Source organism: Streptomyces sp. NBC_01241 (genome assembly GCF_041435435.1).
In the GTDB taxonomy this organism is placed as follows: Bacteria; Actinomycetota; Actinomycetes; order Streptomycetales; family Streptomycetaceae; genus Streptomyces.
Genome location: NZ_CP108494.1, coordinates 5,505,921 through 5,532,200 on the forward strand (window position 1 = coordinate 5,505,921; position 26,280 = coordinate 5,532,200).

Below are 26,280 nucleotides of genomic sequence, written 5' to 3' on the forward strand. Positions count from 1 at the left end.
TGGCTGGGCTGAGCTGATCTGGTCGAGCAGAGAATCGGGAGCAACACAGAGATGGGTCGAGCGGATGCGCGACGAGCCCAGCGGCATGAGTCGCGGCGGGCTGCGAAGAGCGGCGGCATACGCAGACTCTTCACCTGGCGGAAGATGCTGGGCACGTTCTTCGGGTTCTGCCTGCTGATCATGGGCGCCTTCGTGGCGCTGTACATGTACGTGGACATACCCAAGGCCAACGCCCTGGCCGAGCGGCAGAGCAACGTCTACCAGTACAGCGACGGCACCGTGCTGGCCCGGACCGGTGACGGGGTCAACCGTCAGATCGTGGACCTGGCCGAGGTCCCCAAGGACGTGCAGCACACCTTCGTCGCCGCCGAGAACAAGTCCTTCTACAAGGACAAGGGCGTCGATCTGAAGGGCACCGCGCGTGGCCTCCTCAACACCCTCAGCGGCAAGGGCAAGCAGGGTGGCTCGACCATCACCCAGCAGTACGTGAAGAACTACTACCTGACGCAGGACCCGACGATCAGCCGGAAGCTCAGGGAACTGGTGATCTCCCTCAAGGTCGACCAGAGGACGAGCAAGGACGACATCCTCGCCGGATACATCAACACCGCCTACTACGGGCGCGGCGCGAGCGGGATCCAGGCCGCCGCACAGGCCTACTACGGGGTCGATGCCAAGGACCTCAACGTCTCGCAGGGCGCCTATCTCGCCGCGACGCTCCAGGCCCCCAGCCAGTACGACTGGGCGACCGCGACAGCGACCGGCAAGAGGCTCGTCAAGGAGCGCTGGGGTTACACGCTCGACAACATGGTCGAGATGCACTGGCTCGACAAGGCCGAGCGCGACACCCTGAAGTTCCCCGTCCCGGGCAAGCCCAAGCCCGCCCCCGGCATGGAGGGCCAGACCGGATACCTCGTCGATGCGGCCAACAAGGAGCTGAACGAGCAGGGCGTCACCCCTGAGATGCGGCTGGCCGGCGGCTGGACCTTCACCCTCAACATCGACAAGAAGCGGCAGAAGGCGCTGGAGGAGGCGGTCGACCGCCAACTGGAGTCCAAGCTCGACCGCAAGAACAACAAGGTCGACGCGACCGTCCAGGCGGGTGCCACCTCCGTCGACCCGAAGACCGGTGCCGTCGTCGCCCTCTACGGCGGCGTGGACTACGTCAAGCACTACGTCTCCAATGCCACCCGCCGGGACTACCAGCCCGCCTCCACCTTCAAGCCGCTGGTGTTCGCCTCCGCGCTGGAGAACGAGTCGAAGACCCAGGACGGCGATCTGATCGGCGTCAACACCCGCTACGACGGCACCAGCAGGCGGCCGGTCGTGGGCAGCGACACCCCGTACAACCCGCAGAACGAGGACAACCGGAGCTACGGCAACGTCACCGTGCAGACGGCGATGAACAAGTCGATCAACTCCGTCTTCGCGCAGATGGTGGTCGACGTCGGCCCCGCCAAGGTGAAGGAGACCGGGCTCGCCCTCGGGCTGCCGGACAAGAACTTCCCCGAGCGGCCCGCGATCACCCTCGGCACGATGAACGCCTCGACCTGGGACATGGCGGGGGCCTACGCCACGCTGGACAACCACGGCAAGAAGGTCACCCCCTTCATCGTGAAGTCCGCCAAGCACCGCGACCGCACGGTCGAGCCGGTCAAGGGCATCGGCAGCCAGGTGATCAGCCGGAAGTCCGCCGACACCGTCACCTCCGTCCTGACGGGGGTCGTGGACAGCGGCTCGGGCCAGGCGGCCAAGACCTCGGCGTACGAGGCCGCGGGCAAGACGGGCACCGCCGAGGAGAACAAGGCGGCCCTCTTCGCGGGCTACACCCCGGAGCTCACCACCGTCGTCGCGCTGTTCGGCGAGTCACCCAACAAGGGCGGCGCCCAGGTCAGCCTGACCGGTACCGCCAACTCCGGCCGCGCCAACGGTGGCGGCTTCCCGGCGCAGATCTGGGCGGACTACACCCTCGGCGCACTGGGCGGCGGCTCCACCGCGCGGTTCGATCTGCAGGACGTCGAGCACGGCGAGGTCACCGTACCGGCCAGCCCGTCGACGACCACCTCGCCGTCGCAGAGCCCCGCCCCGTCGTCGTCCCAGCCGTCGACCCCGCCGGTGCAGAGCCCGAGCGCCCCGCCCAGCGAGTCGGCCAGCCAGTCGCCCGAGCCGCCGCCGAGCCAGTCGCCGGACGTGCCGCTGCCGAGCGAGACCCCGATCCCGCCGGGCGACGGACTGAGCTCCGGATGGCCGGGCAACAACCAGGCCAACAACAACCCGGCCGGGCAGTGAACGTGTGAGGCAGTGAACGCGTGCGTCAGGGGCGGTGCCGGCCGGCACCGCCCCTGACGCGTGTGTTGCCGTACGACGGGGTCAGCCGCCGTTGACCTTCTGGGCGATCCGGTCGCCGAGGTCCTTGTCCACGTTGCGCCAGTACTGCAGCGCCCGCTTCAGGACCGGGGCGCTCACCCCGTCCAGCAGATGGCCGGAAATGTTCGACACCAGCCGATCGCGGGCCGCGTCGTCCAGGACCTTGCGCACCATCGTGCCCGCCTGGCCCCAGTCGTCGTCCTCGCGGTGCAGCTTGTACGCCTCGTGCACCATCTCGCCCGCCGTGGCCCAGCCCGCAGGGTCGCCGAAGCGCTCGGTGTCCGCCGCCGGACCGCCGTACGAGTTCGGTGCGTAGACCGCTCCCGTACGCGTCGGCTCGTACCGCATGGGGCCGTCCTTCGCGTACGAGTTCCGGCCGAACCGCGGACGGTTCGGGGGCAGCTGCGCGTAGTTCGGGCCGATCCGGTACCGGTGGGTGTCCGGGTACGAGAAAAGCCGGCCGAGCAGCATCTTGTCGGGCGACGGGCCGATGCCGGGCACCAGGTTCGACGGCTCGAACGACGCCTGCTCGATGTGGACGAAGAAGTCCTCCGGGTTCTCGTTGAGCGTCATCCGCCCGACTTCGATCTCCGGGTAGTCGCCGTGCGGCCACACCTTCGTGAGGTCGAACGGGTTGAACCGGTAGTCCGGGGCGTCCTCGAACGGCATGATCTGGACGTACAGCGTCCAGCTCGGGTGGTCACCGCGCTTGATCGACTCGAAGAGGTCGCGGCGGTGGACATCGCCGTCGATGCCCGCCACCTCGTCGGCCTCGGCCTGCGGGTAGAAGTCGATGCCCTGGTCGGTCTTGAAGCGGTACTTGACCCAGAACTTCTCGCCGCCGGCATTCACCCACATATAGGTGTGCGAGCTGTAGCCGTTCATGTTGCGGTACGTTTTCGGGATGCCCCGGTCGCCCATGAGCCACGTCACCATGTGCGCGGACTCGGGGGAGAGCGTCCAGAAGTCCCACTGCATGTCGTGGTCGCGCATCGCGCTGTCCGGGCGGCGCTTCTGCGAACGGATGAAGTCCTGGAACTTCATCGGGTCGCGCACGAAGAAGATCGGCGTGTTGTTGCCGACCATGTCGTAGTTGCCGTGCTCCGTGTAGAACTTCAGAGCGAACCCACGGGGGTCGCGCCAGGTGTCGGGGGAGCCCTGTTCGCCGGCGACCGTGGAGAAGCGGGCGAGCATGGCGGTCTGCTTGCCCGGTTGGAAGAGGTCGGCCTTGGTGAACTGGCTGACGTCGTTGGTCACCTTGAAGAAGCCGTAGGCGCCGGAGCCCTTGGCGTGGACCACGCGCTCGGGGACCCGTTCACGGTTGAACTGGGCCATCTTCTCGATGAGGTAGTGGTCCTGGAGCAGGATCGGTCCGTCGGATCCGACGGTGAGCGAGTGTTCGTCGCTCTCCACCGGGTTACCGGCGTTGTTCGTGGTGTAGGGGGTGTTCTTGGTCTTCATTTCCTCAGGCACGAGCGTCCTCCCGTCGGTGGGGGTTTCGGTCAGGTCGTCTCGTTCACGACTGAAGTCAACTCCGCCGACAGGAGGTCGGCAACATTTGGCTACCGTCCGTGCAGGGCTCCTGCCCGTGCCCGGTCCGGCCCCTTCTCCCCGCCTCTTCTACTGGCCCCGGACCGGCATCTCGAACCAGACGACCTTGCCCGTGGACAGCCGCGTGGCCCCCCACCGCCGGGCCAGCCGGTTCACGAGGAACAGGCCGCGGCCACCCTCGTCCATGTCCCGGGCCCGGCGCTGCCGGGGCAGCTGCGGGGCGTCGTCGCCGACCTCGCAGCGCAGGATGTCGGTACGCAGCAGCCGCAGCGTCACCGGCCGCTCCGCGTAGCGCACGGCGTTGGTCACCACCTCGCTGACCAGCAGCTCCACTGAGTCGGAGAGATCGTCGAGCCCCCAGCGGCTCAGCGCCCGGCGGGCCAGCCTGCGGGCCCGCCCCGGAGCGGTTTCCTCCGGTTCCAGGTGCCAGTACGCGACATCACTCGGCGCGATCCCGTCGAACCGGGCGGCGAGCAGCGCGATGTCGTCGTCCCGGTCACCGGGGCCGAGCATGTCCAGGACGTCGTCGCACAGCGCCTCCAGCGGCGGCGAGTGGTCCGGGCCCGTCAGCCGGGCGGTGGCGGCGAGCCGTTCGCGCAGCATCTCGATCCCGGTCCAGACGTCCCGCAGCCGGGACTCCACCAGACCGTCGGTGTACAGCAGCAGCGTGGCGCCCGCGGGCGCGTCCAGCTCGACGGCCTCGAAGTCCACCCCGCCGACGCCGATCGGGGCGCCGGGCGGCACCCGCAGCACCTCCGCGCGACCGCCCAGGTGGAGCAGGACGGGCGGCGGATGCCCGGCGTTGGCGATGGTGATGCGGTGTGCGACGGGGTCGTAGACCGCGTAGAGGCACGTCGCCATGCGGTCGCTGCCGAGCCGCTGCGCCTGCTCGTCGAGGTGGTGCAGCACCTCCTGCGGCGGCAGGTCGAGCCCGGCGAGGGTCTGCGCGGTGGTGCGCAGCTGGCCCATGATCGCTGCCGACGTCATGGAGTGGCCCATGACGTCCCCGACGACCAGGGCGACCCTGCTCCCGGGCAGCGGGATCGCGTCGTACCAGTCGCCGCCGACCCGGGCCGTCTCGGCGGCCGGGAGATAGCGGGAGGCGAGCCGGACGCCGGTCGGCTGCGGCAGCGAGTCGGGCAGCATGGTGCGCTGGAGCTCGTCGGCGATGTACGCCTCGCGGCCGTACAGCATGGCCTTGTCGATGCCGAGCGCGGTGTGCGTCGCCAACTGGGCGGCGACCAGCAGGTCATTGGCCTCGAAGGGCGGCCGTTCGGTCCCGCGCAGGAAGACGGCGGCGCCGATCACCCGCTGCCGGCCGCGCAGCGGAGCGAGGATCGCACGGTGTCCGGTGGGTACGGCCCGGCCGGCGCCGAGCAGTTCGGGCAGCGCGGCGCGGGCTGCCGCGGAGTCCCCGAAGACCGGCCGCACCCCGCGCAGCACCTCGGTGAGCGCGCCGCCCGAGCGGACCTCGCACAGCTCGGCCGCGGGCGGCAGATCGCCGTGCGGATCGATGGCGGGCAGCCGCAGGCGTTCGATCTCGGACGAGGTCCCTGCCTCCTCCTCGTTCAGCCGCAGCCGGTCGGACCGGCGCAGCCGCAGCACGAAAGGGGAGACCGGCCGCTCGTCGCCGACCGGGAGCGGGTCGCGGAGGTAGACCAGTATGGCGTCGGAGAACGTCGGCACGCTGGCCCGGCACAGGCCGAGCACGATCTCGTCCAGGTCTATGCCGCGGGCGATCCGCCGGGTGGCCGCCCCCACGAAACGCAGCCGGTCGCCCTCGCGACGGGCCGGTGCCTGGGGGTCGAGCCCTGCGGGGCCGGGGTTCGCGGCGGGAGCCGCCGAAGCCGCCGGAGGCGCAGAAGCCGCGGGCGCAGCGGAAGCCGCGACTGCCGCCGGATTCGCTCCGGCGCCCGGCGCCGTGGCGGGGCCGGGAATCGCGGCGGTGGCAGGAGAAGCGGCCGACGCGGCATCCTGCTGCCGCGGCCGGGTGCGTTCCTGCGACCGGGCGGCGAGAGGCTGCCGGCCTTCGTGGGAGGTGGGATGCTCCGTCACGCGTGGGGTTCCGTCCGTCCGGGCCGGTTGTATGAGGCAATCACCTCGTGGGGCGCTACTGTGCCCCGACGGGAGCAGCGATAACAACGGCTGTCACCGGATGTCCCCGAAAGAGGGGCCGAAACCGGATGCCCGCAGGGTGATTCGCCGACAACGTTTCCGATGATGGGGCAGGCGACAGTGAACACGTCTCCACCCCCTCGTAGTGGCTCATACGATTCATACGACTGATGTGGCTCATACAGCTCATGCAGTGCGTGTTGCTCGTGCGATGACTTACGGTCAGGTCCGGTGCCCCGCCCGCAGGTTGGATTGGCACGCCCCTCCGGAGCACGATCCTACGTTTGCCCCCCTGGGGTGCATCAAGGGTCTCACGAGGCCATGGGGGAGGGGGTACGGTCCCAGTCATCCGGGAGCGCCGGAACGCGCCACTGCGGATCGGGCCGCCAGTTCTCCCAGCCGTCCCGGAACGGCGCGCCCCAGTCCCGGATGACCTCGACGGCCGCGCGGCCCGCCTCCCGCACCCGTTGAGCGGTCCGCGGGGCCAGCAGACCGACCCGCTGCGCCTGGGCGAACTCGTCCTCGTCGCGCCAGACCCAGCTGTGGTCCGGGTAGACGGAGATGTCGAGAAAGTGATCCTCGGAGTCGACGCCGCCCGCCCAGCGGGTGCGGGGTTCCTCCAGGTTCACGTACCAGCTGCGGAATCTCCAGCCGGGATCCCAGAACAGCCACACCGACCAGGGATCACCGGGACGGGCGAGCTTCAGCACGCCGTTGCCGAGCCAGGCCGAGCGGGCGGTGGTGCGCGGGGCGGTGTAGCGGGTGGCGAGCGGCTCGTCGTGCACCTCGGTGCCGTCGGCCAGTACCGGCTTCACGCACTCGGTGCCGGGCGCGACCCACACGGCGAGCAACTCGTCGGTGTCCTGCACGACGGTGACGGGCCGGCAGATGTGGACCGGGCACGGGGCGGGGCCCGGCGCGGCTTCCCCGGGCAGCGGGCCGTTGCCGCGATAACGCCACAGGATCTGCTCGCCCGGAGCCCAGTGCCCGACGCGCTCGATGTACTCCGTACCTGCCATGGGCAGATCTTAGAGATGCCGCGGCCCCTTCGCTGCGATGCGTGTCACGGGCGGGTCATGCGCAAGACGTCCAGCGCCTCGTCGAGCTGCTTCACGGTGAGGTCGCCGCGCTCGACATATCCCGAGTCCAGCACCACTTCGCGGATCGTCCGGCGTTCCGCGAGGGACCTCTTGGCGACCTTCGCCGCCTCCTCGTACCCGATGTACTTGTTCAGCGGGGTGACGACGGACGGTGAGGACTCGGCGTACTCCCTGGCCCGCTCCACGTTCGCGGTGATCCCGTCGATCGTGCGGTCCGCGAGCAGCCGGGAGGCATGGGTCAGCAGCCGTACCGACTCCAGGAGATTCTTCGCGATGACCGGAAGCATCACATTCAGTTCGAAGTTGCCCGCCGCGCCCGCGACGGCGACCGTCTGGTCGTTGCCCATCACCTGGGCCGCGACCATCAGGACGGCCTCGGGAATGACCGGATTCACCTTCCCCGGCATGATCGACGAGCCCGGCTGGAGATCGGGCAGGCTGATCTCGGCCAGACCGGTGCGGGGTCCGGACGCCATCCAGCGCAGATCGTTGGAGATCTTGGTGAGCGAGACGGCGAGGGTACGGAGCTGGCCGGACGTCTCGACGAGCCCGTCCCGCGCGCCCTGTGCCTCGAAGTGGTCCCTGGCCTCGGTGAGCGGCAGCCCGGTGACGCGGGCGACCTCGGCGATGACGGCGGCGGAGAAGCGGGGCGGGGTGTTGATGCCGGTACCGACGGCCGTACCGCCCAGCGGTAGTTCGGCGAGGCGCGGGAGGGAGACGCGCAGCCGCTCGATGCCGTACCGGATCTGCGCCGCGTAGCCGCCGAACTCCTGGCCCAGGGTCACGGGCGTGGCGTCCATCAGGTGCGTACGGCCCGCCTTCACGACCGTCGCGAACTCGGCGGACTTGCGCTCCAGCGCGGCGGCCAGATGGTCCAGCGCCGGGATCAGCTCGCCGGTGACGGCGGCGGTCGCGGCGATGTGGATGGACGACGGGAAGACGTCGTTGGACGACTGCGAGGCGTTGACGTGGTCGTTCGGGTGGACCTCGCGGCCCAGGCGCTCGGTGGCGAGGGTGGCCACGACCTCGTTGGTGTTCATGTTGGACGAGGTGCCGGATCCGGTCTGGAAGATGTCGATCGGGAACTGCGCGTCCCAGCGCCCTTCGGCGACCTCCTCGGCGGCCTCCTGGATGGCCAGGGCGATGTCCGGGTCGAGCACGTTCAGCTCGGCGTTCACTTTGGCCGCGGCCGCCTTGATCCGGGCCAGGGCCTCGATGTGGGCCCGCTCCAGGCGCTGCCCGGAGATCGGGAAATTCTCCACCGCGCGCTGCGTCTGGGCCCGCCACTTGGCGTCCACGGGCACCCTCACCTCGCCCATCGAGTCGTGCTCGACGCGGAAATACGTAACTCCTGTGGGGTACTGCGGACCGAACTGTGACTCGTCCATGGGGTGCAACCTCCTGAAAAAGTTGAGCACTTGTCTTGTTCTGTCTATTCCCAAGTCGCCTACCGACCAGTAAATACCGGGGGTAACCACAAACCCGGGGAGATTGAATGAGGCGCACGAAGCACAGACTCCGCTGTACGGTCGCGGCCGCCGCGGCCATGGCGGCGGCACTCGGCGGTATGGCCGCCGCCGCGGGACCGGCCGGCGCGGCGGACCGGTCCGCTACCACCACTACCGCATCCACCCCCCTGTCGCCCGAGCTGGAGACCATCCGCGCCGCCGAAGCCACCCGGCTGTACGGCGACCCGGCCGAGCGCCCGCTCGCCGACCGCAAGACGGGACTGATCTCGCTCGGCGACAGCGAGATCTCCGGCGAGGGCGTCGGCACGTACGAGGCGGGCACCAACGGCCCCGACAACTGGTGCCACCGCTCGCCCGACTCCGCCATCCACCGCACCGGAATCCCGGCCGACGTCACGTACAACGTCTCCTGCTCCGGCGCGTATACCGGCAACATCGTGATCGGCGGATCGAAGCAGTACGCCGACGAACTCGTGCAGAGCGACAACCTCGCCATCAAGGCCCGCAACACCCGCATCAAGATGATCGTGCTGGTCGCGGGCGCCAATGACGACCTCCAGTTCGGCCCGGTCATGACGGACTGCGTCACGCGCTGGGTGCTCTCCCAGGGCACCTGCCAGCCGAAGTACGAGGGCGGCTGGCAGGCGCGCGTCGACGGACTCGTCCCCAAGGTCGAGAAGACGGTGCGCGATCTGAGGACCGTCATGTCCGACGCCGGCTACGGCAACGGCGACTACAAGCTCGTCGTCATGGGCTACCCGAGCCCGATCGGCCCGGACTTCTACGACAACCCGAACTTCCCCGGCAAGCTTCCCGGCGGCTGCGCCGGATACGACTCCGACGCCGCCTGGGGCCGTAACGTCGCGGTGCCCGCCTTCGAACGCGGCATGCGCAAGGCCGCCGCCGACACCGGGGCCGTCTACCTCGACAACTCCCGGCTCTTCCACGGTCACGAGGTCTGCAGCGACGACACCTGGGCCCGCGGCCTCTACATCGACCTGTCGAACTTCCCGCCGGACTCCAACTCCGTCCGGCAGTCCTTCCACCCGAACGCGCGCGGCCACGCCGCCTTCGCCTCCTGCCTCACCCAGATCTACAACTCCTCCCTGCGCGAGGCGGGCTGCGCCGACCCGGCCAGCACCGGACAGCCGGTGCTCCAGGCCACGGCATGGGACGACGCCTTCAAGCCCCTGAAGAACGAGGCCACGGGCACCTGCGTGGACGTTCCCGCCTCGGTGACCCGCAACAACACACAGATCGGCGGCTGGGACTGCCACGGCGGCCGCAACCAGGGCTGGTGGTACGACTCCGGCACGAAGACCATCCGTACGGAACTGAGTCACGACCGGTGCCTGGACGTGCCGGGCGCGGACTACAAGGCGGGCGCCACGCTCATCCTGTGGAACTGCTCGGGTGCGGCCAACCAGCAGTTCGTCAAGCAGTCGGGCACGATACGCCCGGCGGCCTCGACCGGACTGTGTCTGACGCTCGCGGCGGCCAAGGACCCGCTCAAGCTGCAGAACTGCGACGGCGGCGCGAACCAGCGATTCGCGTAACTGCGTCATACGGAACGGGGCGGGGCGGCCCGGGCGTTCGTGACCCGGGCCGCCCCGCCCCGCACTCCCGGCCGTACTTCAGCCGGACGTCACGAACGCGCCCAGGACGGCGGCCAGGTGGCCGGGGTCCGCGGCCCCGCACAGCTCGCGCGCGGAGTGCATGGACAGCCCCGGCACCCCCACGTCGACCGTCGGCACACCCAGCCGGGCCGCGGTGAGCGGGCCGATCGAGGTGCCGCACGGCATCGCGTTGTTGGAGACGAACGGCTGCCACGGCGCCGCCGCCCGCTCGCACGCGGCCGCGAACACCGCCATGCCGGTGCTGTCGGTGGCGTACCGCTGGTTGACGTTGACCTTGACCGTGGCGCCGTCGTTGGGCAGCGGGTGGTGGCCCGGGTCGTGCCGTTCCGCGTAGTTGGGGTGGACCGCGTGCGCCATGTCGGCGGAGACGCAGAAGGAACCGGACAGGGCACGGGACCAGTCCTCGGGGCTGCCGCCGCGCGCGGTGACCGAGCGGCCGAGGACCCGTTCCAGCAGCGGGCTCTGCGCACCGGTGTGCGAACCGCTGCCGACCTCCTCGTGGTCGAAGGCCGCCAGGACGGGGACGTACGAGGGCTCCTGCGCCGCGGTCGCCGCACCCGCCAGAGCCGTGACGCCGGCGTGCACCGACACCAGATTGTCCAGCCGCGCGGACACCACGAACTCCCGGTCCGCGCCGAGATACCCGGGCGGCTGGATGTCATGGAGCATCAGGTCCCAGCCGAGGACATCCGCCCTCTCCACCTCCGCGGCCTCCGCGACCCGGCGCAGCAACGCGCCCTCCTCGGGCGCCCCGAGCGCCCACAGTGGGGCGAGATGGCGCTGCCGGTCGAGGGCGAGCCCCTCATTGACCGTGCGGTCCAGGTGGATGGCCAACTGGGGCACCCGCAACAGCGGTTCGTCGATCTGGACCAGCCGGGACCCGACGCCGCCGCCGGGGCCGCGCAGCGCCAGCCGCCCGGAGATGCCGAGATCGCGGTCGAGCCAGGTGTTCAGCGGCACGCCGCCGTAGACCTCCACGGCGACCTGCCGCCAGCCCGCGGACCCGGTGTCGGGGGTGGGCTTGACCCGTAGATTCGGGGAGTCGGTGTGGGTGCCGACGATCCGGAACGGGGTGTGGGCCGGGGCGCCCTCGGGGACGTACCAGGCGATCAGGGCGCCGTCGCGGGCGACGAAGCTGCCGCCGGTCGTGCCCGTCCAGTCGGCCGTGCCGTGCAGTTCACGGAAGCCGGCCTTCTCCAGGCGCTGGGCGGCGCTCGCCACCGCGTGGTACGGGGAAGGGCTGGCCCTGATGAACGACAGCAGGTCGTCGGCGTGGCTGCGGTGGGGAAGCGGCGTCATACGGCGTCCGCCTTTCCGGTGTTCGACGGTAAGAGTGAGGGTGGATCAGTGGGGGGTGGCGGCTGATTCCTGGTTCCCAAGGCGGTTTCCCGGGTCCCCGGGGAGGTGGAGTGCTTCGGTACGTCAGGAACGTTCGACAATCCACCGCAGCAGCGCGGCGCGGTGCAAGCCCGCGGCGCGCCCCGCTGCGCGAAAGCTGCGGTGCCGCAGCGGCCCCGGGATCCGGGCCGGTGGTACCGGCCGCGCCTCCGCGCCGGGCGTGCCGCTGCGGGGCCGGGCGGCCGGTCGCGTAAGGAGCGCCCGAAGATTGGCTGAATACCGTCGTAGGTGAACCCTCACGGCACCGGCCTGCCACTATCGGCGCCGGAGCGGTGAGCGGGAGTCCGGTCGCGCCCGCGCACCCCCGACACCCGGATCAGGAACACCACGGAGATCACGATGGCCACCCCGTGCGACCGGGCGACTACGGTCGGCGGGCTGTGGCCGTCGAGCGCCGCCGCGGCCAGGATCATGCCGACGCCGAACCCGAGGTTCAGTGACGCGGAACGGAGCGGGGCGTCCCGGCCGATGAAACGTGACCGGAACGCCCCGCGAGAACCGTGGCTACGGGAGGGACTGCCCCGTCAGGCGAGACCCGGGCCCCGCACCGGGATGCTGGTGAACGTCGGCGCCGGGGCGGGCTCGGTGAAGAAGTCGTTGCCCTTGTCGTCGACGACGACGAACGCGGGGAAGTCCTCGACCTCGATCCGCCACACCGCTTCCATGCCGAGCTCCTCGTACTCGACGACCTCGACCTTCTTGATGCAGTCCTGCGCGAGGCGTGCCGCCGGACCGCCGATCGAGCCCAGGTAGAAACCGCCGTGCGCGTCGCACGCCTCGGTGACCTGCCGGGAGCGGTTGCCCTTGGCGAGCATCACCTTCGAGCCGCCCGCCGCCTGGAACTGCGCGACATAACTGTCCATGCGGCCGGCCGTCGTCGGGCCGAAGGAACCGGAGGCGTACCCCTCGGGCGTCTTCGCCGGGCCCGCGTAGTAGACCGGGTGGTCCTTCAGGTACTGCGGCATGTCCTCGCCCGCGTCCAGCCGTTCCTTGATCTTGGCGTGCGCGATGTCGCGCGCCACGACCAGCGGACCGGTCAGGGACAGCCGGGTCTTCACCGGGTACTTGGTCAGCTCGGCGAGGATCTCGTCCATCGGCCGGTTCAGGTCGATCTCCACGACGCTCCCGGACTCGTCCAGGTGCTCGTCCGTGGTGTCGGGCAGGAAGCGCGCCGGGTCCTTCTCCAGCTGCTCCAGGAAGACGCCCTCGGCGGTGATCTTCGCGGTGGCCTGGCGGTCCGCCGAGCAGGAGACGGCGATCGCCACGGGCAGCGAGGCGCCGTGCCGGGGGAGGCGGACGACACGGACGTCGTGGCAGAAGTACTTGCCGCCGAACTGGGCGCCGATACCGATCTTCTGCGTCAGCTCGAAGACCTTCTCCTCCAGCTCCTTGTCCCGGAAGCCATGCCCCGTGGGGGAGCCCTCGGCGGGCAGCTCGTCCAGGTAGTGCGCGGAGGCGTACTTGGCGGTCTTCAGCGCGAACTCGGCCGACGTACCGCCGACGACGATCGCCAGGTGGTATGGCGGGCAGGCGGCCGTACCCAGCGAACGGATCTTCTCCTCCAGGAACTTCATCATGGAGGCCTCGTTGAGGACCGCCTTCGTCTCCTGGAAGAGGAACGACTTGTTGGCCGAGCCGCCGCCCTTTGCCATGAAGAGGAACTTGTACGCACCGCCGTCGGTGGCGTACAGCTCGATCTGCGCGGGCAGATTCGAGCCGGTGTTCTTCTCCTCCCACATGGTGAGCGGAGCCATCTGCGAATAGCGGAGGTTGAGCTTGGTGTACGCGTCGAAGATGCCGTGCGACAGGGCCTCTTCGTCACCGCCCTCGGTGAGTACGTTCTGCCCGCGCTTGCCCATGACGATCGCGGTACCGGTGTCCTGGCACATCGGCAGGACGCCGGCGGCGGCGATGTTCGCGTTCTTCAGCAGGTCGAGCGCGACGAACTTGTCGTTGGACGACGCCTCGGGGTCGTCCACGATCCGCCGCAACTGTGCCAGGTGGGCCGGGCGCAGGTAGTGGGAGATGTCGTGCATGGCCTCGGCGGCCAGCGTGCGCAGCGCCTCCGGCGAGACCTTGAGGAACGTACGACCGTCGGCCTGGAAGGTGGAGACACCCTCGGAGGTCACCAGACGATACGGCGTGGTGTCCTCTCCCAGGGGGAGCAGATCGGAGTACGCAAACTCTGGCATTACGGCCATTCCTCACTCGGCAGACGGCGGCTGCCCTCCCTTGGGCAGCGCACCCACCAGAGTAGAACGCCGCACGGACACCGGAGCTGTGAGGTAGGGCTCAGTCCGCAGTCCGCCGTCCGTGCGGGGGGTGGCGGCGCGGGGGCGACACGGCGGAGGCGGGGCGGGGGCTAGTCGCGATCTATCGCGTTTGGGTACGCTGGGCCGGTGGACCTCGAAAAGCACCCCCAGCAGCCCGTAGCCCCGGCAGAGCCGGCCGGTATCCGCGCCTCCGACGCGGACCGCGACCGGATCGCGGACATCCTGCGCGAGGCCATGGCCGAGGGCCGGCTCACCGCCGAGGAACACGCCGAGCGGGTCGACGCGGTCTACCGCGCCAAGACCGTCGGCGAGCTCGAACCGCTGGTACGGGATCTGCCCGACCCGTCGGGCGCCTCCCGCCCGGCCGCCGCGGCCGACGTGCATGGCCAGGCGAGCCCGACGGGCCCCGCCGAGAACCTGGTGGCGATCTTCAGCAGCTCCACCCGCAAGGGCCGTTGGCGGGTCGGCGGCCGTACGAACGCCTTCGCGCTCTTCGGCAGTGTGGAGATCGATCTGACCGAGGCGCTTTTCGGCCAGAGACTCACGGTCGTCAACGCGACGTCCATCTTCGGAAGCGTCGAGATCAAGGTCCCCGAGAACATCTCGCTGCGCGGCAGCGGCACGGGCGTCTTCGGTAATTTCGAAGTCGCGACACTGGAATCCGCCGACCCCGAAGCGCCCGTGGTCGTCGTCAATGGCTATTCGGTGTTCGGCAGCGTCGAGGCGAAGCCCAAGCGCGGGAAGTTCATCGCGGATCTCCAGAACCGGCTGCGCAAATACTTCGACCAGGGGTGAAGTGGTCCGCCCTTCCCCTCCCTCCTGCTTCCTTCCTTCCTCCTTCGAAAACAAGCCAAATTCCTGATCGCACGCAATGGCGCCGCCCGGAACCGGGGCCACGCAGTGCATAGGCACACGCACAGCGGGTAGGGACTGCTGCATCGTCTCTCGCTCGCGAAGCCGTAAGCCGTCGTCAGGAGTAGACCGTGCTGCAACTGCCGCATCAGCCCCTGCAGGTCGCCGCCGTCCCTCCCCAGCGCATCCCCGCTCGGGAGGACCAGGCAGGCCCCTGGCACTCGGAGGCGGTGTGCCGCCGGGACGAGGCCGGGCTGTTCTTCGCCCCGTCGAAGGAGCCGACTGCTGCCAGACTTGCGCGCGAGGAGTCCGCGAAGCGGGTCTGCGCGCGCTGTCCGGTGATGGTCGAATGCCAGGAACACGCCCTTATACAGCCGGAACCGTACGGGGTGTGGGGCGGCCTCACCGCCGCCGAACGCCGTGTGGTGCTCGCCCGTCGCAGACGGCGCGAGATGGAACTCAAGGCATCATCCGCATCCTCCGGCGCGACGGGCCGCATCGCGGCGGCGGGCTGACCGGGCGGGCACAGGGGCTGAACCGGCCCGGACTGGGCTGGGCGGGGCTGGACTGGATCGAACCGGACCGGACCGATCGGTCCCTTCGCGCCGTCGTCCGGGTACCTCCGTGCGCGCCCGTCCGGCTCCGTGCGCGCCCGTGTTACGTCGCAACGCACCCGTGCCGCGTCCGTCTGCGCCCCGCAGGTCCGTGTACACGTCCGTACGCGCGAAGAGGCGCCCCCACCGCACACGGGGGCGCCTCTTCGCGTTCCTCTCCCCGGACCCGGGGCGGGGGCTACTTCGCCCGGTCGAAGTCGATCGCGCTGTAGGCGCGCAGCTTCGACAGCCGGTGCGTCGAGTCGATCTTCCGGATGGTGCCGGACTTGGACCGCATGACGATCGACTCGGTGGTCGCCGTCTCCGCGCGGTACCGCACACCGCGCATCAGCTCACCGTCCGTGATGCCGGTCGCGACGAAGAACACGTTGTCGCCGCTGACCAGGTCGTCGGTGGACAGCACCCGGTCCAGGTCGTGCCCGGCGTCCAGCGCGCGCTGCCGCTCGGCCTCGTCCTTCGGCCAGAGCTTGCCCTGGATGACACCGCCGAGGCACTTTATGGCGCAGGCCGAGATGATGCCCTCGGGGGTGCCGCCGATGCCCATGAGGAGGTCGACGCCGGTCCCCTCGCGGGCGGCCATGATCGAGCCCGCGACATCGCCGTCGGAGATGAACTTGATCCGGGCGCCGGTCTCCCGGATCTCCTTGACGATGCCGTCGTGGCGGGGGCGGTCGAGGATGACGACGGTGACGTCCTCCGGGGCGGAGTTCTTCGCCTTCGCGACCCGGCGGATGTTCACCGAGACGGGCGCATTGATGTCGACGAAGTCGGCGGCCTCGGGGCCGGTGACCAGCTTGTCCATGTAGAAGACCGCGGACGGGTCGAACATGGCGCCGCGGTCGGCGGCGGCCAGCACGGCGATCGCGTTCGGCATGCCCTTCGCGTTCAGGGTCGTACCGTCGATCGGGTCGACCGCGATGTCGACCTCCGGGCCGGTGCCGTCACCGACGCGCTCGCCGTTGAACAGCATGGGGGCTTCGTCCTTCTCGCCCTCGCCGATGACGACGACGCCGTTCATCGAGACGGTGGAGACGAGGGTCCGCATGGCCTTCACGGCGGCGCCGTCGGCGCCGATCTTGTCGCCGCGACCGACCCAGCGCCCTGCTGCCATGGCGGCGGCCTCGGTGACCCGGACCAACTCCAGGGCGAGGTTGCGGTCGGGGGCCTCCGGAGAGACCTCTAGCTGGGACGGCAGATGATGCTCGGACATCGGAGCGCACCTTTCTGTACGGCGACGACCGGAAGAGGGTGCTCTGACTCTATCGTCAGGTCGACAAAATGAGCAGGCCGGGTCACGTATGAGCGGGCTGCCCCCGGGTCGGACCCGTCAGGCCTAATGCGACCATGGACCCGTGGCTAGCAAGCGAGGCAAGCAGACAGTGCGGGACATGTTCCTGTCGATGGCGGTGATCTCCGCTGCGGCGGGGCTCGTTTACATCTTCGTTCCGCACGACGAGAACGCCAACCCGGTCAAGGCGGTCGACTACCGGGTGGAGCTCCTGACGGCGCGGCGCGCGGCACCGTACCCGGTAGCCGCTCCGGACGGACTGGCCAAGGACTGGAAGCCGACCTCGGTCCGTTACGACCGCGAGGCCGGCGACAGCTGGCACCTGGGCTTCCTCGACCCGGAGGGCAAGTACGTCGCGGTGGAGCAGTCCACCTCCCCGACGAAGAAGTACGTGACCGAGGTCAGCCATGACGCCAAGGACACCGGGCGTACGCAGCAGGTCGCGGGCGAGGCGTGGCAGCACTGGAAGGGCGACAAGTACGACGCCCTCGTGCGCCAGGACAAGGGTGCGACCACGGTGGTCACCGGCTCGGCCTCGACGGAGCGGCTGGCCGAGATGGCCGCCGCACTCAAGTCGTCCTGACGTCCCTGACGCCGTACGCGCACCTACGGATCCGGCCCTGGAGCAGCACACGTGCTGCTCCAGGGCCGGATCCGTACAGAGGGGGTGATCAGACGGTCGTGACGACCTCGTCGTAGGCGAGACGCGGCAGGCGCGGGAACCAGGCGTCCTCGCCCGGCTTGCCGATGTTGACGACCATCAGCAACTTGTGGTCGCCGTCCAGGAACTCCTTCTCGATGCCCGCGGCGTCGAGGCCGGTCATCGGGCCCGCGGCCAGACCGGCGGCGCGGACGCCGATGATGAAGTACGCGGCCTGCAGCGCGGCGTTGAGCGTGGCGGACGACTCGCGGACCGGGCGCTCGGAGAAGAACGCGTCCTTGGCCTGCGGGAAGTGCGGCAGCAGGGCCGGGAGCTCCTCGTGGAACTCGTTGTCGGCGACCAGGATGGCGACGAGCGGGGCGGTCCGGGTCTTCGGCTGGTTGCCTTCGGCCATGTGCTTGACGAGGCGCTCGCGGCCCTCGTCGGAGCGGACCAGGATCACGCGCAGCGGCGACTGGTTGAAGGCGGTGGGGCCGTACTTGACCAGGTCGTAGATCGCCTGGACCTGCTCCTCGGTCACCGGCTCGTCGGTGAAGGTGTTGGCGGTGCGGGCCTCACGGAAGAGGAGATCCTGGGCGGCGGGGTCAAGAACGAGCGACATGGTGCGTATTACCTTCCGGGCGTGCGGGGGGATCGAGCAACGGCGATCACCGTAACGGAGAGGTAGGTTAACTTTCAACTAAAACGGGTGCAGGGTGATCCGTTCCACAGGGCGGCCCACGACGGCCCACAGGGCGGCTCTTTCGCGCCGAGGCGTACGCCCCCGCCCGGACCGCAGCCACGCACCCCGCCCTGGCCCGTCCAGGGCTGTCTCAGCCGTTCTTGTTGCCGCTCTCGTTGCCGGCTGTCTGTTCGCCGCCGTTCTCCGCGGGCCCCGCCAGGGCCGCGTCCAGCCGTGCGCGCGCGCCTTCGAGCCAGTGCCGGCACACCTTCGCCAGCTCCTCGCCCCGCTCCCAGAGCGCGAGGGACTCCTCCAGTGTCGTACCGCCCGCTTCCAGGCGGCGTACCACCTCGATCAGCTCGTCACGGGCCTGCTCGTAGCCGAGCGTGCCCGTGGCACCAGCCGCCGTGGTCCCGTCGTCCGTCATGCGCTCCACCCTACGTTCCGCCCCGTGAGGAGCCTTCGGCCTCGTCCGTCATCACCTTCGAGGGCTCCCGCCCCCGGACCCACGCTCATTCGCTCACCCGCACCGCGAACTCGCCCCCCGATACCCGCGCCCGCAGGACCTCGCCCACCGGCCCGGCGTCGGCTGGAGCCCGCACCACATGGCCGTCCGCCCGCTGCAGCACCGCGTACCCGCGCTCCAGCGTCGCCGCGGGGGACAACGCGACCACCCGCGCCCGGGTGTGCGCGAGCTCCGAGTCCGCCCGGTCCAGCAGATGCCCCAGCACCCGCCGCCCCCGCCCGATCAGCGCGTCGATCTCCGAGGCCCGCTCGTCCACCATCCACAGGGGACGCTCCATCGACGGCCGGCCCAACGTGTGCGCCAGCCCCCGCTCTTCCCGGTCCAGCAGCCCCCGTACCGTCCGCAGCGCACGGTCCCGCAACTGCTGCACCCGGTCCAGCTCCTCACCCACATCGGGCACGATCTTCTTCGCGGCGTCCGTCGGCGTGGAGGCGCGCAGATCCGCGACCAGGTCGAGCAGCGGGGAGTCGGGCTCATGACCGATCGCCGACACCACCGGCGTACGGCACGCGGCGACCGTACGGATCAGCTGCTCGTCCGAGAACGGCAGCAGATCCTCCACGCTGCCGCCACCCCGTGCCACGACGATCACGTCGACGTCCGGAAGGTCGTCCAGCTCCTTCACGGCCTGCACCACCTGATTCACCGCGTGCACCCCCTGCACCGCGGTGTTGCGCACCTCGAACCGCACCGCGGGCCACCGCCGCCGCGCGTTCTCCAGGACGTCGCGCTCGGCCGCGGAGGCCCGCCCGCAGACCAGCCCGATCAGCTGCGGCAGGAACGGCAGCGGCTTCTTCCGGTCGAGTGCGAAGAGCCCCTCCGAGGCCAGCGACTTCTTCAGCCGCTCAAGGCGGACCAGCAGCTCACCGATGCCGACCGGCCGTATCTCCGTGGCCCGCAGGGACAGCTGGCCGCGGGGCGCGTACCACTCGGGCTTGGCAAGGACGACGACCCGCGCCCCCTCCGTCACCACATCCGCGATCCGGTCGAAGACCTGGCGGAAGCACGTCACGCTCACCGAGATGTCCTGCGACGGGTCGCGCAGCGTCAGAAACACCACGCCCGCGCCCGGCCGCCGCGACAACTGCGTGATCTGCCCCTCGACCCAGACCGCCCCGAGCCGGTCGATCCAGCCGCCGATGAGCCGCGACACATCACCGACGGGCAGCGGAGCTTCCGCGGACGTTTGGAGAGCCATGCGAGCGAGCGTATCCGCCCCCACCGACAATCAGCCGCCGACAACGGCAGCCGCTCCCGGCTCCGGCAACGGCAGCCAAGCCCTGCCGGGGACGGCAGCCTCCCCCGCGACTCCCCACCCACGACGGCAGCCCCACCCCATCGGCGGGACACAACAGCCCCTCGAATCAGGCCGTGCGTCGCCCCAATTGCAAGGCCAGCACCACCAGCCCCACCCCTAGCCAGCACACCCCCACCACCTGGGCGCTCGCGGTCGCCTCCACGATCACCGTGATCAGTACCCCAGCACCTACCACCGGCACCAGCACATGCCGCCACCAGCTCGGCGGCCCCTCCATCCGGCGTACGGCGAACCAGCCGACCACCGACGCGTGCAGCAGCACGAACGCCGTCAGCGCACCGATGTCGACGACCGACACCAGACGGTCGAGGCCGTCGGCGCGCCGGGCCGCCCACACCGCCGCCACCAGCGTCACCACCGCGGCCAGCAGGATCGCGACCCGCGGCACCCCGGACCGCGGATCGACCTTCGACAGCAGCGTGGGCAGCCGCCGCTCCCTGGCCATCGCGAACAGCAGCCGCCCGGCGGCCGCCTGTCCGGCCAGCGCCGCGAAGGCCGCCCCGATCGCCTTGCTGAGCGCCACCAGATCGTGCAGCCAGGTCCCGACCGCGGAGTCCACCGTGTAGTAGAACGCCGAGCCCTGCGTGGCCGGATCGGCGGCCAGCTCCGCCGACGTCATCGGCTCCAGCAGCGCCGCCAGATACCCCTGCACCACGAACAGCACACCCGCGAGCACCAGACAGAACAGCACCGCCCGCGCCACCTTCGACGAGCCCCCCGTCACCTCCTCCGCGAACGAGGCGATCGCGTCGAAGCCCAGATACGACAGCACGGCCACCGACACCGCCCCCAGCACCGCCGACAGGGAGAAACCGGAATCACCCGTGAGCGGGGTCAGCCAGCCGCGCTGCGCCCCGTCCCGTACGAGGACCACCACCGCCGACACCAGGAACACCAGCAGCACCACGATCTCCATAGCGAGCACCGCGAAGCCGACCCGGGCGGCGGCCCGCACGCCCCAGAGATTGAGGAACGTGGTGACGACGACCGCCAGTGCCGTCCACACCCACTGCGACACCGACGGCACGAGCGCGTTCAGCGCGATTCCGGAGAAGAGATAGGCGACCGCAGGGATCAGCAGATAGTCGAGCATCGCCATCCACCCGGCGATGAACCCCGGCCCCTCCCCGAGCCCCCTGCGCGCGTACGCGAAGACCGAGCCCGCCAACGGGGCGACGCGCACCATCTGGGCGTAACTGAAGGCGGTGAACGCCATCACCACGGTCGCCACGACATAGACCAGCGCGACCGCACCGCCCGATTTCGCGTCGAGCGTGCCGAACACACCGACGGGCGCCATCGGTGCGATGAAGAGGAGCCCGTAGACCACCAGATCCCGGAAGCCGAGCGTCCGCCGCAGCCTGCCCGCCTCCTGATGCGCACCCCGCACCGCCGCGCCCCCGCCCCCGTCGCCGCTGCCGGTCCCCGCCATGAGCCCTCCGTCGATCGCGTACGGATCAGTCTCGCGACCCCGTGGATCTTCCGCCCGTCCGACGCGGCCTTACGATGGGGCGCATGACTGCTACGACACCCCGCCGCGTCCTGCTCGCCGCTCCCCGTGGCTACTGCGCGGGCGTGGACCGTGCCGTGATCGCCGTGGAGAAGGCCCTGGAGCAGTACGGCTCCCCGGTCTACGTACGCCACGAGATCGTCCACAACAAGTACGTCGTACAGACCCTGGAGAAAAAGGGCGCGATCTTCGTCGAGGACACGGCGGAGGTGCCCGAGGGCTCGATCGTGATGTTCTCCGCGCACGGCGTCGCGCCGACCGTGCACAAGGAGGCGGCCGAGCGGAAGCTCGCCACGATCGACGCGACGTGCCCCCTGGTCACCAAGGTCCACAAGGAGGCCGTCCGCTTCGCGCAGGAGGACTTCGACATCCTCCTGATCGGCCACGAGGGCCACGAGGAGGTCATCGGCACCTCCGGCGAGGCCCCCGAGCACATCACGCTGGTCGACGGCCCCGAGGACGTCGCGGGTGTCGAGGTGCGCGACCCGTCGAAGGTCGTCTGGCTCTCCCAGACCACGCTCTCCGTCGACGAGACGATGGAGACGGTCGGCGCGTTGAAGGAGAAGTTCCCCCTCCTGATCTCGCCGCCCAGCGACGACATCTGCTACGCCACGCAGAACCGCCAGATCGCCGTGAAGCAGATGGGCGCGGACGCCGACCTCGTGATCGTCGTCGGCTCCAAGAACTCCTCCAACTCGGTCCGCCTGGTCGAGGTCGCCCTCGGCGCCGGCGCCGGTGACGCCCATTTGGTCGACTTCGCGGACGAGATTGACGAGGCATGGCTGGACGGTGTCTCGACGGTCGGCGTCACCTCGGGCGCGTCCGTTCCCGAGGTCCTGGTCGACGGCGTCCTGGCATGGCTCTCGGAGCGCGGTTTCGAGGACGTGGAGATCGTGAAGGCGGCCGAGGAGTCCATCACCTTCTCCCTTCCCAAGGAGCTCCGCCGCGATCTGCGCGCCGAGGCCGCGGCACTCGCCGGGGAGTGACGGCTTCGCGCCGACGGCCTCCCGCTCCGGGAAGTGGGCGGGGCCTGCTGCCCGTACCGTGGATTGCATGCAGATCTTCGGCGTGGACATCGGCGGATCCGGGATCAAGGGCGCTCCTGTTGACCTGGACCGCGGAGACCTGGCGCAGGAGCGCCACAAAGTGCTGACACCGCACCCGGCCACGCCCAAGGACGTGGCCGGGTGCGTGGCCGAGGTGGTCGGTCATTTCGACTGGTCGGGTCCGGTGGGCGTCGCCTTCCCGGGCGTCGTCACCGGCGGTTGCACCCGTACCGCGGCCAATGTCGACGAGGGCTGGATCGACACGGACGCCCGCGGACTGCTCGGCGACAGGCTCGGCCTCCCCGTCACCGTTCTGAACGACGCCGACGCGGCCGGCATCGCGGAGATGACGTTCGGCGCGGGCCGCGGCCGCAAGGGGACGGTCATCGTGCTGACGCTCGGTACGGGGATCGGCAGCGCCCTCTTCATCGATGGCACGCTCGTTCCCAATACCGAGCTGGGTCATCTGGAGCTGAACGGCCACGACGCCGAGACGCACGCCTCCACCAAGGCCAAGGAGGACGAGGAGCTGAGCTGGCACCACTGGGCGCACCGGCTGCAGAAGTACCTCGCCCACGTGGAGATGCTGTTCTCGCCCGAGCTCTTCATCATCGGCGGCGGAGTCAGCCGCAAGGCCGACAGGTTCCTGCCGCTGATCGAACACGTACGGGCCGAGATGGTGCCGGCGGAGCTGCAGAACAACGCCGGCATCGTGGGAGCGGCGATGGCGGCGATGGCGGCGACGGACAAGGCGTAGGACGGTGTGTGTCCCGTCCCGGCCCCCGCTCAGCGCTGGGGGCGACGGGGCGGCTGCGCGGCGAGCAGCATCCGGCGCTGACGTTGCCGCTGCCGCATCAGCCGTACCTTCCGCACGGTCGCGATGAGCCCGGCGATGAGCGTTCCGCCGTACAGCCACCCGGCGTGTACGGCGAGCGCGGTGATGAGCGCCATGGTCTGACCGGCGAATCCGCCGGGGCCGCCGGAGATCGGAATGACCCCGACGGCGAACGCGATCGGCACGATGATCGGGGCGGTGACCAGGTCCGCGGGCCGCACCCACAGCGCGGTCAGCGCGCTGACCGGCAGGAACAGCACACCGAACACGGTCGACGAACCGTCGAGCAGCAGCTCGTCGAGGCACGCCAGTACGAACATGGAGGCGGCGGCGAAGAGCCCCGCACCGATGCCCGTCAGCCGGGGATTCGGCAGCCTGCGCAGCGCGAGAACGGCGGGCGGCACCGGCCGGGACCGGCCGCCCTCCGGCTTCGCGTCCATCACCCGATAGACGGCGGCGGCTTCGTCGATGGTGCCCTGCGGGGACAGCGGGGCCTGCTGAGACTGCCTGCGCTGCGGGGGACGTGTCCTGTGCTGCTCCACCGGGACAACGTAGGTCGCCAAGCAGGAGGAATCGGGTGCGGGACACGCGCTTTCGGTGACCTTGGGGGTGAGTTCGATGCCACACGGCCGAACGCCGACCGGAACGGTGCCGGGATTCGGTGACCGGGGTGGTGCCCGGACCGGTACCGGGGGCGGTGCCCGAGCGGACCTGTGGGTACCCGGTTGCGCCCGCCCGGAAACTGGAGAATCGGCCGGCGTCGAGCGGATTGGGCAGCGCTCGCGGAGGAAGCCTTCCAGCTCGGCCGTGCCCAGGTCGTGCATTCCGAGCCTGGGAAGGAAGACAGCCGGGTGGCTCATCTGCCGCGCCACGTCAGCTGCGGCGTAGTGGCCCCCCTGCTCCGGGGCGAGGCGCGCGACCGTGCTGCCGGGCGGGCCTCCAGACCGGCGATGACCATCTGCATCGCGTGCAGACCCGACAGAGGGCGCACATTCACCGTGGCTGCGCCCCTCAACCGGCGCAGGAGCGGAACCGCGAGGCCGGTCTCCAGCCACACGACCTCTTTGGCGGAGGGGAACCGTCACTCGCCCTCCGCGGGGAAGGAGACTCCATCGAACGTACAGCCCGACTCGTCTGCCGCCACCAGCGGTTTTGCCTTAGGGAAGGCCTGTGACCTGCGTCGGAGGCCCTCGTCCGCGCGAAGCCCGCCCGGGCGTACCGCAGGCGTGACGAGAACGCGGGCGGAGTCCTCGGCGGAAGCGGACACCTCCGGCACCTGGAACTCGGCACTGACCAGCTACCGGCCGGCCGGGCCTGAACGCGCCTTACGACGTTTCGGGTGTGATGAACTCCAGCGCATTGGTGTCGAAATGGCCCCCGCAGGCCGGGCACTCGTTGCAGTACGAATGGGCACGTGAGCGCTCGACTCCGTTGGAGAACAAGGGAACGGCAACGTCCCATTCGATTACCCGGAACTTCGCACCGCAGGCTGGGTGCGAGATGTAGTGAGGCTCTCCGACAACGGCCCCGGCGAAGTCCTCTTCGGTCGCTGTCCCGGCAGCGACCCGCCTGTCGAGGGACACCAGGTCGGTTCCATCGCTCCAGTGCAGGTAGTAGCGGAGCAGCGGCCAGCCAGGACGTAGACGAATCAGGATGCGGCGCATCCGAGGGTGGTCCGCGAGCAAGCGGTCCTCCAACTCGTCGAAGCCGGCGATCGGCTCGTCAGCCCTGACCAGTTCACCTGCCGGAAAGTACTGCGCCTCCCACTTGCGAAAAGTCACTGTCAATCTACCCATGGTTCCACCTTGATCATGTGAGGGATCAGGACTTCACTCTCGCCTGCTCCGGGCAGGCTCTGCCAGATCCCTTCGCTCGGATGGATCATGGCACGGTAGACAGACCCACCCTCGGCGAAGTACTTCGCGCGCTCCAGGTCCGTCGTGAACGACATCACCGACTGGCGGCCCGTACGCCTGCTGCATCTCCGTTCCGAACTTCGAATGGGCGCGCGCCAGTGCCTCTGGACTGCCCCATTCCGTAAGCACCGAGGAATGTGTCTCCACGCGTCCGTGTATTCACCCGATCCCGTCAATGTGCTGCGCCGATCCATGACCGTCAGCGGTTCCCGTAGTCCTCGACCAGTTCAGCGATGAGCGCGAGCAGGGCGTCGGCCCGGTGGCGGTCCTCGCGCTGGTTGCGCAGCGCGTCATCGAGCGCCCAGAGTCTGCTCAGGGCGGCCGGGTTGCGGTCGCTTATCTCGTAGTACGACGTGGTGACCAGGTCCATGCATTGGGTGAACAGGACCCGGGTGGCCGGGGCGGGAGGAGCCGGGTCCGGGGCATCGAACCCACTGGTCAGGTAGCGCACGGGATCCGTGAGGCTCCAGCCGGCGACTGTGCCGTGCTGGACGAGGAGCGCCACGTCGGGGGCGATGCCGATGCGGGCCTCCAGCGGCTCGTCGAGGACGTCGAGGTCGCGCAGGCAGGTCAGCACGGTGTCCCCGGGAGCACGGCACAGCTCCGTGGTCGTCTCCATGCGGAAGTCCCGGGCCTCGTCCGCACGGAGCCCGCCCGGCCGGACGGCGGGTGTGACGGGCACGCGGACACTGTCCTCGTCGTCCGCGGACTCACCGGGGACGTGGATCTCCGCGCCGACCAGTTCCCGGCTCGCCGGATCGAAGCGGAGCTCGTCGGGCGTGTCCCACAGCCATTCCCTGCTGCCGAAAGTGTCGAGCTGGAACTGCGAGCGCTCCTTCACGTCCGCGTACGTCGCGATGCACACAAGGAATTCCCGGAAGACGAAGCGCGGCGCGATGGTCAGGGAATGGCCTGTCACGGTCGCGGTCCAGTCGCCGTCCATGGTGATTCTCACCGAGGTTGCTCCTCATCGGATCTGCACAGCCGTAGCCATGCAGCCGCGTTTGGCGGGAATCCTGCCCTCTACGACATCGGGGCAGTGCTGCCTTCGTGGCTGCTTCAGCGGGCATGGTCATCTGCGACGGCACCCCCATCATCCGCCTGCGCGAAGGCGACGTCGGCCCGTGAGGTCCGTACTGGCCC

The 26,280-nt window shown here is 69.8% G+C and carries 22 protein-coding genes; 7 read left to right on the forward strand and 15 right to left on the reverse strand.

Annotation, left to right across the window (positions count from 1 at the left end; genetic code table 11):
* The first annotated feature begins 51 nt into the window (after nucleotides 1-51).
* Complete coding sequence (locus tag OG306_RS24830; RefSeq protein ID WP_266748279.1) at nucleotides 52-2,289, forward strand: transglycosylase domain-containing protein; 2,238 nt, start codon at nucleotides 52-54, stop codon at nucleotides 2,287-2,289.
* 81 nt (nucleotides 2,290-2,370) lie between these two features.
* On the opposite strand, the gene OG306_RS24835 is transcribed toward OG306_RS24830, so the two are convergent.
* The 4 genes from OG306_RS24835 to OG306_RS24850 all read right to left on the reverse strand — a co-directional run bounded on the left by OG306_RS24835 (nucleotide 2,371) and on the right by OG306_RS24850 (nucleotide 8,521).
* Nucleotides 2,371-3,828, reverse strand: coding sequence for a catalase (locus tag OG306_RS24835; RefSeq protein WP_266752402.1), 1,458 nt, complete (start codon nucleotides 3,826-3,828; stop codon nucleotides 2,371-2,373).
* Nucleotides 3,829-3,987: 159 nt separating this feature from the next.
* The gene (locus OG306_RS24840) at nucleotides 3,988-5,973 is read right to left on the reverse strand and encodes a SpoIIE family protein phosphatase (protein ID WP_266748280.1); all 1,986 of its coding nucleotides are present in this window, start codon (nucleotides 5,971-5,973) and stop codon (nucleotides 3,988-3,990) included.
* A 371-nt stretch (nucleotides 5,974-6,344) separates the two neighbouring features.
* A complete protein-coding gene (gene fomD, locus OG306_RS24845; RefSeq protein ID WP_266748281.1) occupies nucleotides 6,345-7,052 on the reverse strand; it encodes a cytidylyl-2-hydroxypropylphosphonate hydrolase in 708 nt (235 codons plus the stop codon).
* A gap of 44 nt (nucleotides 7,053-7,096) precedes the next feature.
* Complete coding sequence (locus tag OG306_RS24850) at nucleotides 7,097-8,521, reverse strand: class II fumarate hydratase (protein WP_266748282.1); 1,425 nt, start codon at nucleotides 8,519-8,521, stop codon at nucleotides 7,097-7,099.
* A gap of 107 nt (nucleotides 8,522-8,628) precedes the next feature.
* On the opposite strand from OG306_RS24850, the gene OG306_RS24855 reads away from it, so the two are divergent.
* Nucleotides 8,629-10,158, forward strand: a complete 1,530-nt coding sequence (locus OG306_RS24855) for a ricin-type beta-trefoil lectin domain protein (protein WP_266748283.1) — start codon at nucleotides 8,629-8,631, stop codon at nucleotides 10,156-10,158.
* A 78-nt stretch (nucleotides 10,159-10,236) separates the two neighbouring features.
* On the opposite strand, the gene OG306_RS24860 is transcribed toward OG306_RS24855, so the two are convergent.
* From OG306_RS24860 to OG306_RS24870, 3 genes are all read right to left on the reverse strand, one after another.
* A complete protein-coding gene (locus OG306_RS24860) occupies nucleotides 10,237-11,538 on the reverse strand; it encodes a M18 family aminopeptidase (protein WP_371665623.1) in 1,302 nt (433 codons plus the stop codon).
* A gap of 335 nt (nucleotides 11,539-11,873) precedes the next feature.
* A complete protein-coding gene (locus OG306_RS24865; protein ID WP_371665624.1) occupies nucleotides 11,874-12,050 on the reverse strand; it encodes a hypothetical protein in 177 nt (58 codons plus the stop codon).
* Between the two features lie 111 nt (nucleotides 12,051-12,161).
* Entirely contained in the window at nucleotides 12,162-13,838 is a 1,677-nt protein-coding gene (locus OG306_RS24870; RefSeq protein ID WP_323183926.1) for a fumarate hydratase, read from the reverse strand.
* A 198-nt stretch (nucleotides 13,839-14,036) separates the two neighbouring features.
* Here OG306_RS24870 and OG306_RS24875 point away from each other — a divergent pair, with 198 nt between their 5' ends.
* Nucleotides 14,037-14,705 carry a DUF1707 SHOCT-like domain-containing protein gene (locus OG306_RS24875; protein ID WP_266748286.1) on the forward strand — a complete coding sequence of 223 codons (669 nt, stop codon included), beginning with the start codon at nucleotides 14,037-14,039 and terminating at the stop codon, nucleotides 14,703-14,705.
* Between the two features lie 188 nt (nucleotides 14,706-14,893).
* A complete protein-coding gene (locus OG306_RS24880) occupies nucleotides 14,894-15,277 on the forward strand; it encodes a WhiB family transcriptional regulator (protein WP_266748287.1) in 384 nt (127 codons plus the stop codon).
* A gap of 277 nt (nucleotides 15,278-15,554) precedes the next feature.
* Here the strand turns inward: OG306_RS24880 and glpX are convergent, their stop codons facing one another.
* Complete coding sequence (gene glpX / locus OG306_RS24885; RefSeq protein WP_266358316.1) at nucleotides 15,555-16,586, reverse strand: class II fructose-bisphosphatase; 1,032 nt, start codon at nucleotides 16,584-16,586, stop codon at nucleotides 15,555-15,557.
* Between the two features lie 142 nt (nucleotides 16,587-16,728).
* Between glpX and OG306_RS24890 the strand changes: the two genes are divergently transcribed.
* Complete coding sequence (locus tag OG306_RS24890; protein ID WP_266748288.1) at nucleotides 16,729-17,247, forward strand: DUF4245 domain-containing protein; 519 nt, start codon at nucleotides 16,729-16,731, stop codon at nucleotides 17,245-17,247.
* 88 nt (nucleotides 17,248-17,335) lie between these two features.
* On the opposite strand, the gene OG306_RS24895 is transcribed toward OG306_RS24890, so the two are convergent.
* The 4 genes from OG306_RS24895 to OG306_RS24910 all read right to left on the reverse strand — a co-directional run bounded on the left by OG306_RS24895 (nucleotide 17,336) and on the right by OG306_RS24910 (nucleotide 21,262).
* Nucleotides 17,336-17,926: a malonic semialdehyde reductase gene (locus OG306_RS24895; protein WP_266748289.1), complete on the reverse strand. Its 591-nt coding sequence runs from the start codon at nucleotides 17,924-17,926 to the stop codon at nucleotides 17,336-17,338.
* Nucleotides 17,927-18,137: 211 nt separating this feature from the next.
* Complete coding sequence (locus tag OG306_RS24900) at nucleotides 18,138-18,413, reverse strand: exodeoxyribonuclease VII small subunit (RefSeq protein WP_266748290.1); 276 nt, start codon at nucleotides 18,411-18,413, stop codon at nucleotides 18,138-18,140.
* An 85-nt stretch (nucleotides 18,414-18,498) separates the two neighbouring features.
* Nucleotides 18,499-19,710 (reverse strand): exodeoxyribonuclease VII large subunit, encoded by a 1,212-nt coding sequence (gene xseA / locus OG306_RS24905; protein ID WP_266905547.1) that lies wholly within the window; start codon nucleotides 19,708-19,710, stop codon nucleotides 18,499-18,501.
* Nucleotides 19,711-19,876: 166 nt separating this feature from the next.
* Nucleotides 19,877-21,262, reverse strand: coding sequence for an APC family permease (locus tag OG306_RS24910; protein ID WP_266748292.1), 1,386 nt, complete (start codon nucleotides 21,260-21,262; stop codon nucleotides 19,877-19,879).
* A 74-nt stretch (nucleotides 21,263-21,336) separates the two neighbouring features.
* On the opposite strand from OG306_RS24910, the gene OG306_RS24915 reads away from it, so the two are divergent.
* Together OG306_RS24915 and ppgK are read left to right on the forward strand one after the other, a co-directional pair.
* Complete coding sequence (locus tag OG306_RS24915; RefSeq protein WP_266748293.1) at nucleotides 21,337-22,326, forward strand: 4-hydroxy-3-methylbut-2-enyl diphosphate reductase; 990 nt, start codon at nucleotides 21,337-21,339, stop codon at nucleotides 22,324-22,326.
* Between the two features lie 67 nt (nucleotides 22,327-22,393).
* On the forward strand, nucleotides 22,394-23,143 hold the full coding sequence (ppgK, locus tag OG306_RS24920; RefSeq protein WP_266748294.1) for a polyphosphate--glucose phosphotransferase: 750 nt from the start codon (nucleotides 22,394-22,396) through the stop codon (nucleotides 23,141-23,143).
* 29 nt (nucleotides 23,144-23,172) lie between these two features.
* On the opposite strand, the gene OG306_RS24925 is transcribed toward ppgK, so the two are convergent.
* The 3 genes from OG306_RS24925 to OG306_RS24935 all read right to left on the reverse strand — a co-directional run bounded on the left by OG306_RS24925 (nucleotide 23,173) and on the right by OG306_RS24935 (nucleotide 26,092).
* On the reverse strand, nucleotides 23,173-23,763 hold the full coding sequence (locus tag OG306_RS24925) for a DUF6542 domain-containing protein (RefSeq protein ID WP_266748295.1): 591 nt from the start codon (nucleotides 23,761-23,763) through the stop codon (nucleotides 23,173-23,175).
* A gap of 783 nt (nucleotides 23,764-24,546) precedes the next feature.
* The gene (locus OG306_RS24930; RefSeq protein WP_266748296.1) at nucleotides 24,547-25,017 is read right to left on the reverse strand and encodes a hypothetical protein; all 471 of its coding nucleotides are present in this window, start codon (nucleotides 25,015-25,017) and stop codon (nucleotides 24,547-24,549) included.
* Between the two features lie 319 nt (nucleotides 25,018-25,336).
* Nucleotides 25,337-26,092 carry a hypothetical protein gene (locus tag OG306_RS24935; RefSeq protein WP_266748297.1) on the reverse strand — a complete coding sequence of 252 codons (756 nt, stop codon included), beginning with the start codon at nucleotides 26,090-26,092 and terminating at the stop codon, nucleotides 25,337-25,339.
* Nucleotides 26,093-26,280: the final 188 nt, after the last annotated feature.